General features: G+C 42.0%; 7 protein-coding genes and 1 pseudogene. 4 read left to right on the top strand and 4 right to left on the bottom strand.

What is annotated here, in order from left to right; translation table 11 throughout:
• The first annotated feature begins 417 nt into the window (after positions 1-417).
• Complete coding sequence (locus tag H6G26_RS36855) at positions 418-717, top strand: hypothetical protein (RefSeq protein WP_190736446.1); 300 nt, start codon at positions 418-420, stop codon at positions 715-717.
• A 47-nt stretch (positions 718-764) separates the two neighbouring features.
• Here H6G26_RS36855 and H6G26_RS36850 read toward each other — a convergent pair whose 3' ends face one another.
• Together H6G26_RS36850 and dinB are read right to left on the bottom strand one after the other, a co-directional pair.
• Positions 765-1,286 carry a DUF3592 domain-containing protein gene (locus tag H6G26_RS36850; protein WP_190736444.1) on the bottom strand — a complete coding sequence of 174 codons (522 nt, stop codon included), beginning with the start codon at positions 1,284-1,286 and terminating at the stop codon, positions 765-767.
• Between the two features lie 423 nt (positions 1,287-1,709).
• Positions 1,710-2,609: a DNA polymerase IV gene (gene dinB, locus H6G26_RS36845; RefSeq protein WP_347242578.1), complete on the bottom strand. Its 900-nt coding sequence runs from the start codon at positions 2,607-2,609 to the stop codon at positions 1,710-1,712.
• Between the two features lie 794 nt (positions 2,610-3,403).
• Between dinB and H6G26_RS36840 the strand changes: the two are divergent.
• Positions 3,404-4,453 (top strand): annotated as a pseudogene (locus H6G26_RS36840) (reverse transcriptase domain-containing protein); the annotation flags it as partial.
• Here the strand turns inward: H6G26_RS36840 and H6G26_RS36835 are convergent.
• Positions 4,439-4,585 (bottom strand): hypothetical protein, encoded by a 147-nt coding sequence (locus H6G26_RS36835; RefSeq protein WP_242054210.1) that lies wholly within the window; start codon positions 4,583-4,585, stop codon positions 4,439-4,441. The pseudogene H6G26_RS36840 and the gene H6G26_RS36835 overlap by 15 nt on opposite strands.
• A gap of 247 nt (positions 4,586-4,832) precedes the next feature.
• Here H6G26_RS36835 and H6G26_RS36830 point away from each other — a divergent pair, with 247 nt between their 5' ends.
• Both H6G26_RS36830 and H6G26_RS36825 read left to right on the top strand, forming a co-directional pair.
• Positions 4,833-5,210 carry a DUF1392 family protein gene (locus H6G26_RS36830; RefSeq protein ID WP_190736440.1) on the top strand — a complete coding sequence of 126 codons (378 nt, stop codon included), beginning with the start codon at positions 4,833-4,835 and terminating at the stop codon, positions 5,208-5,210.
• An 18-nt stretch (positions 5,211-5,228) separates the two neighbouring features.
• Positions 5,229-5,633: a hypothetical protein gene (locus H6G26_RS36825; RefSeq protein WP_190736438.1), complete on the top strand. Its 405-nt coding sequence runs from the start codon at positions 5,229-5,231 to the stop codon at positions 5,631-5,633.
• A 79-nt stretch (positions 5,634-5,712) separates the two neighbouring features.
• Here the strand turns inward: H6G26_RS36825 and H6G26_RS36820 are convergent, their stop codons facing one another.
• A complete protein-coding gene (locus H6G26_RS36820; protein WP_190736436.1) occupies positions 5,713-6,234 on the bottom strand; it encodes a hypothetical protein in 522 nt (173 codons plus the stop codon).
• Positions 6,235-6,753 lie beyond the last annotated feature (519 nt).

Here is a 6,753-nt window from a genome sequence, read left to right as displayed (position 1 = left end):
TGAACGATATTGTGCAATGACAGGTAGACCTGCAACTGATGTGATTCGGGAGTTGATTCGCTCTCTCTCCATAACCGAGTTGTCAGCGTCTGAACAGACTATACCATGTAACTCTGACCCCGTTGTACACAACCATTCTTTACCTACTCATTGTTAACTAAAATACCCAATATTTAACTAGCACGATATACACAACGCCTATGTGCTAGGTCTTGGTTATGTTGCCAATAATGCAAAATACCCGAAAGCAATGCATATATCTATCACGTTATTGTATTGATCTTCATCTTTCTTGTTGAGTTCCCAACCGGAATTAGCAGTATTCTATTTACGGCTTGTACTCAATTATATATTTCTCTTCAATGGCTCAAGGCTTACTTCTTATTCATTGCATTTGTAATACTATAAGTAATAACAATGATTCCAGTTGCGTTAATTTTTGATGATTCTGTTTTAAATATTAGGCCTGATTTCAATCGTGAATCTGTGACAGTTGTTCCAATGAGCAGAGTACCCAATATTGGTGAATTTGTAGAGATTTATCTAAATCAAAACATCTATTCTCAAGCAGAAAGCTTGACAGTAACTAAAGTTGTTCACTGGGTTCTTTTGGAAGGAGATTTTAGGGACTCGGAGCCAAAAGCTGAAATTACTCTTGCTTTACAAAGCAATTTGGACAAAGTTTACAACAGAGCCAGTTCGTTGCATAAATTTTGAGCATGCCATCAAACTCAGGGGAGAGGTAATCGGAACGTTTAATTTTATTAATTTTTTAATTCACCATACTTGATCTCTGCAACCGCAAAAAATCCTATTCCAACAAGCGTCAGAAATAATCCCCATCCAATTGGCTGCTTAACTCTATCAAAAATACTAAGCTCTGCCTTAACTATTGCTTGCTGAGGATTATCAGGATTATATAATATTTCTATCTTTCTTCCCTGACAACAAATATCATTAGCTTTAAACTTAACTATTTTTTCTTGTTTAGTTTGAAACTCAATAGTAGACATATAACTTGAGGTTTGTACATAAGCGCCTACACCTCCCCCTGATCTATATCCTGATGTATGAGTTGTAGTCTTAGTAATGATACCTGCCGTTGAAAAACCTTTCTTCTCTAGGTTAGACACTGCTTGATAGCTTAACAAAGCATAAATTAATAGTCCTATTCCCCCCAAAGTAGAGGCAATTCCGTACAATCTATCAACTCTTTGTTGCTTTTGACTGTTTTTCTTACGCTGCTCTTTTATCCGTTCCGAAATAATTTTTTCGTATGACTTCATAAGACTTTCCTTAAAGCTGCAAACAGGTGTTTATCTGATACACAGTTAAATATCTCTTAGTTTAAACCCTTAATCTAAAAGACTGGTTACAAGGGGACACTAACTTTAAATATGTACACGTATCTAGATTTTTTTAGGCAAGCTGTAGTTCAATGGCGAGCGCTTTGCTCCCCCCAATACCGTTCGGTTAAGACATCTCTTCCCTCTTGAAAGCAGAGGGGCAAAGGGAAAGAACTTATACAATTATCTCTTCTACTTAAGAGACTTCATCTCTTCTGCACTTTTACACCCCGACTCTTCCGCTTACCTTCTCTTTTCAAAAACGCTCTGTGGTAACTCCGGGTGGCAGGTATCTGATATGTAGCCCAATTAAGAGTTGATGATTTCTGTCATGGGTGAGTCAGTATTTAAACAGCGCGAACGCTAAAATATAATGCCTGTATTCTCAAATAGTGGCAGTTGAATTACTTGGGTTTGTTTGGCGTTATCAAGGTTAGACAACGAAATCCCCAACAACCTAATGCTGCGATTCTCCAGATCAATCGACTCAAACAGCGCTTTAGTTATCTCAAAAATCGTAGAGAGTTCACTGATAGGAGCAAGCATTGTCTTACTGCGGGTTAAACGTTGATAATCAGAGAACTTGACTTTCAAAGTTAATGTGCGGCCCCGTGTTTCGTGCTGCTCTAACCGTTGCTCGACAATTTGGGCAATCTGTTCGAGTTCCTGCAACATCTGACCAACATCGCTTAAATCATTTGCAAATGAGGTTTCTGCACCAATGGACTTGCGAACTCGATTCGCCTCAACTGGGCGGTCATCTTCTGCTCTGGCAATCTTATAGTAATACTGACCAGCTTTACCAAAGTGGTGTGTTAGCTCCAAAAGCGATCGCTCCTTTAAATCTGCACCAGTATGAATCCCCAGTAAATGCATCTTGGCCGCCGTCACCTCTCCAATGCCGTGAAACTTCTCAATCAGCAGCTGTTCTACAAAGGCGATCGCTTGCTCTGGCAAAATCACCGTTAGTCCATTGGGTTTATTTTGACCTGATGCCATTTTTGCAAGAAACTTGTTAATCGACACACCCGCAGTTGCCGTTAACTGAGTTTCTTCAAAAATTGCAGTTTTAATATATCTTGCGATAGTAGAAGCGTAAGGGATGTTTTGCCTATTCTCAGTAACGTCCAAATATGCTTCATCTAGCGCAACCCCTTCCACTAAATCACTGTAGCGTTTAAAGATAGCGTGAATTGAAGTGGAAATCTCTCGGTAAACGTCGAATCTCGGTCTGACAAAGATAAGTCCAGGGCATTTGGCAATTGCTGTTAGGATTTGTGTAAAAATAACCTGAACAATTTTTGTGCGAAAGCTAGATTTAGCAAGCTATTCCAAATAAATTTTGTACAACTTATTTTTACATGATGCCTTACTGACGGCATTGCTGAGTGAATCCCAGTGCGATTCGTTGATTAGTGAATCACGGTATTTAGCCCGTAAATAACTAATCCAGCCTGACAGCAGATTACTGTCACCAAAGGTTGAACTCTCGGTCAGATGTAGGTGAAAGTCCTACCATTCAGACTCAGAATTGACTCCTTATCTGCCCACACTGAGTAGACTCGGTTTCTACAGGGTGAAGCTGGGAACAGGGTGCAATCAGACAACCGTTGCGGGTTGACACTGGTGCTAACAGGGAGTTCCTACAGTGAAATCGAGCCTTAAAAAGCAACCTACACTCGAGCGGGGCGCAACACAAACCCCCCGACTCTATTGGAAATAATTCCCGCCGCTCCATTGGCATAGAAGCGGTAAGAGTCCAGGGAATCCAATGGTTGAATTGGCTACACCTAACGGAACAACGCCACATGCTACAACGGGGGGAACCCCCCTTCGGGTTCGGCAGTTCCTCATGGGGGAAACCCCCAAGACCAGACTGCCTCACCGCAACGCAGTGGCTCATCAATCTAACCGAGGGAACGAATAAAAACGAATCAAAGGTCTTGGGGAAGTCGAACCCCAGGTAGGTAAGACGGGATACGGAATCCCTTTGATTCGGGTAGGACGCAACGTAATTGTTGCGAGGTGTTCAGAATACACTAACCAGAGAAGAGAAAATGATTAGACACAGTTATAAAACTAGTGAATCTTGGAAAGCCCTACCGTGGAAGAAATTCCGCCGAAATCTTTTCCGCCTTCAAAAGCGCGTGTATAAAGCGGTTCAAGTTGGAGACAAGCGGAAAGCTAGGTCACTTCAAAAGCTTATTCTTAAATCTACCTCGGCTCGATTTCTTGCAATTAGACTTGTATCTCAGCTAAATGCTGGCAAAAAGACGGCAGGTATTGATGGTAAAAAATCCCTCTCATTTGAAGAACGCTTCAACCTTGAAGAACTACTGAGAATGAACAGTGGAAATTGGAAGCATCAAGGACTACGGGAAATCCCCATCCCTAAAAAGGACGGGACTACCAGAATGCTTAAGATACCTACCATCTCAGACAGGGCTTGGCAATGCCTAGCAAAATACGCACTCGAACCAGCACACGAAGCCACTTTCCATGCTCGGAGTTATGGGTTTAGAACTGGGCGCTCTGCCCATGACGCACAAAAGTACATCTTTGACAACCTATGCTCACAAAGTAAAGGAATAGATAAAAGAGTTATAGAACTTGATATCGAAAAATGCTTCGACAGGATTAATCACTCAGCAATTATGGACGAACTCATTGCCCCCAAAGGTCTAAAACTCGGTATCTTCCGATGCCTCAAGGCAGGGGTAAACCCAGAATTCTCTGAACAAGGAACCCCACAAGGGGGAGTGGTCAGCCCGCTACTAGCTAACATCGCGCTCAACGGGATTGAGAGTATCCACAGATACCACGTTCAATACAAACAGGGTAAAAGGATTACACCTAAAACATCGGCAGAAAGAATTGTCGAGCCATCAATCCGATACGCGGATGACATGGTTATTATACTCCGACCCGAAGATGATGCGATAGAAATACTTGAAAGAATCAGCGAGTTCCTCCGCAAACGCGGAATGAATGTAAGCCAAAAGAAAACCAAAGTTACCGCCGCGACAGATGGGTTTGATTTTCTCGGCTGGCACTTCAAAGTCCAGAAAAACGGAAAGTTCAGAAGTACTCCCTCAGTGGATAATTTCAACCAACTTACGAGCTTCATAACTGGCGGCTGCAACCACACCTCGCTGATTCGGACTGCCACCGACGACTAACGGTTTCCCTCGGTAGCTTGGGTTATCCCTCTGTTCTACCGATGCGTAAAAAGCATCCATATCCACATGAATTATCTTTCTCACTTGGAAGCAGAGTGAAGCATTAGAAAGTTAGGCTAACTGGTGCTTAATAAAATACTATATTACTAGTTTTATAGTACATTAGCACTACTAAGTTCAAATACCATATCTGCATTATTCCCCAATGAAACTGCTACGGCGGGGTCAATTATCGGCTATTCCCTATCTCCCAGTTTTACAACTCAATTATTCATGTCAGCACAAAGTATTTTAAAAGGAGCAAAGTATGACTAATCTTGTCCAAAACTTAGAACAGTGCTGGTACATCTCCCCACCTTGGGGTCAACGAATCCCGCCGTTGCTAGTAAGTTTGCTTGAACGGGTGTACGTCAAAAGAGTCAAAACATTTGGTTACTGCTGTGGTGTCGAATGGTCGCTGCAAGGCTGGAAATACGAAATCAACACTTGCCATGACAATATTACTGTTTGGGGTAGTGAACTTATTGGTACAGGTAATTTGCGTTCGCCCTTGGCGTTGGCGCAGCCATCGCCGCCCCAAGAAAAACCTGTGTTTGGCTTGGGTGAGTTGGTCGAGTTTCGGTTGTCACTAGATGGGCCACCGATCCGCATAGTCCAAGGTATTCAACTGATTAACGATTGCTGATTCTACAGCATCGAATGGATGTCCCCAGGAATATCTGAAAAAGGTGTCGCATCTGGCGTTAGCGAAGCGGTAGCGAGTCTTCGAGCGTCAGAGAAAATGGGGCAGGCTTCATATCCAACCGATCCTCCATCTACGCAGACAAGCATCCCAAAAAAGCCTGCCCCATTTTCCAAGCCGTTCCCCCGTGACGAGGTTTTTACCTTCAGGGATTCCATCGCGCGGGTGAGTGACTATGACTTGGAGCGGGTGCGATTAAATACTTTGACAATTAATGGAAAAGTTATATTAAAATATTTATCTACTATTTATCTACGATTGCAACTGTTGGGTAAGCGTCTCTCGCCAAATGCTTTAGGAGTAAAACTATTACTCAAAGGGCATCGTACACTTTTTTGTCTCTATCAGAGAACTCAACAACCATAACGATACAGTTTTCTCAGTATTACTAAGGTTTTAGACTTTTTAGTAAGTATCTATTTTACTAGGTTACTATACTTTCTGTTTAGCGATAACCTCCGTCGGGTCGCAGCATTATCACTCGTTTTTGTCCGACTTCAGAAAATTGCGTTGCTCCCTTTATCCTTCTATAAACCTGTGAACGGCTGATGAGGTGGAAAACGATCGGCGGTTTATTATTTTTTGTCCTTAGATCTGTGCGCTCTACGAGAGTACCATTTTTCCTATCTAGTTCATATTTCGCCTTAACCTTGTATAGGGATGGAGGAGAGTTAGAGCATGTGAGCGTAACATTAGTCTCGAGAACTATGCCCTGAATTTCTCCTGTACCATTGATGACCCCACGTAGTCCATTACACAGCGAGAAGTAGGTAGAACTCCCAGTCAAACTGAGCGTGCCATCTTCGTTGAGTGTAATTGAACGCAACTGGTTTCCACCATCATCAGGATCGATACCTTCCCATAGACCAACGAAAGGAATTTCTCTCTCAGTATTTGCTAAGACGCTCTGACTAGTGAGTCCCGTAATAATGAGCGTAGCCATTACAATCGTTTTACAAAGTTTCATGTTTTTCTCCTTATTGCTTTTACTACTTTCAAACAACTACTAACAACTTCATCTACTTAGATGCGAGCAATTGCATAGTATCATAGTATTCATCTGAACTTTTAGCAATAATGCTCAAACGCTTCATTAATCGCAGTTGAGTTTCAAATCCTAATCAACTCACTGTGAATCCACCATCAATAACCAAAGGTTATCCAGTGATGTAGCTGGCAGTATCAGAGCATAGAAAAACCACATGAGCGATTTCTTTTACCTGACCCATGCCCTTCGTTCTTGTCCCAAGGGTAGCTCTACTACAAGCAGTCTCGCTTTTCACACACTATTTCCAAGTAAATAAAATCCTAAACTACAAATCTTATAGTACACTAGCACTAGTCTGAACGAAATTCAGCATCTCTGCAAATTATTTAAGGCTTACCTCATATCTTGCACCTGGAAATAGTAATGTCAATTCCATGACTAAGTGCTAAGGGTCGAAGCCGTTCAATATCCAGTAGTAATAAAGACAGGATTAAATGA

Source organism: Nostoc sp. FACHB-888 (assembly GCF_014696655.1).
Lineage (GTDB): Bacteria > Cyanobacteriota > Cyanobacteriia > Cyanobacteriales > Nostocaceae > Nostoc.
The sequence above is the reverse complement of the archived record's forward strand: the minus strand, read 5'-3'. Positions and strand labels throughout refer to the sequence as shown.

Bases quoted from the DNA above. Each gene is read 5' to 3' on its own strand.
- H6G26_RS36850 (WP_190736444.1), bottom strand. From the start codon at position 1,286: ATGAAGTCATACGAAAAAATTATTTCGGAACGGATAAAAGAGCAGCGT.
- H6G26_RS36825 (WP_190736438.1), top strand. From the start codon at position 5,229: ATGTCCCCAGGAATATCTGAAAAAGGTGTCGCATCTGGCGTTAGCGAA.
- H6G26_RS36855 (WP_190736446.1), top strand. From the start codon at position 418: ATGATTCCAGTTGCGTTAATTTTTGATGATTCTGTTTTAAATATTAGG.
- H6G26_RS36820 (WP_190736436.1), bottom strand. From the start codon at position 6,234: ATGAAACTTTGTAAAACGATTGTAATGGCTACGCTCATTATTACGGGA.
- H6G26_RS36830 (WP_190736440.1), top strand. From the start codon at position 4,833: ATGACTAATCTTGTCCAAAACTTAGAACAGTGCTGGTACATCTCCCCA.
- H6G26_RS36835 (WP_242054210.1), bottom strand. From the start codon at position 4,585: ATGGATGCTTTTTACGCATCGGTAGAACAGAGGGATAACCCAAGCTAC.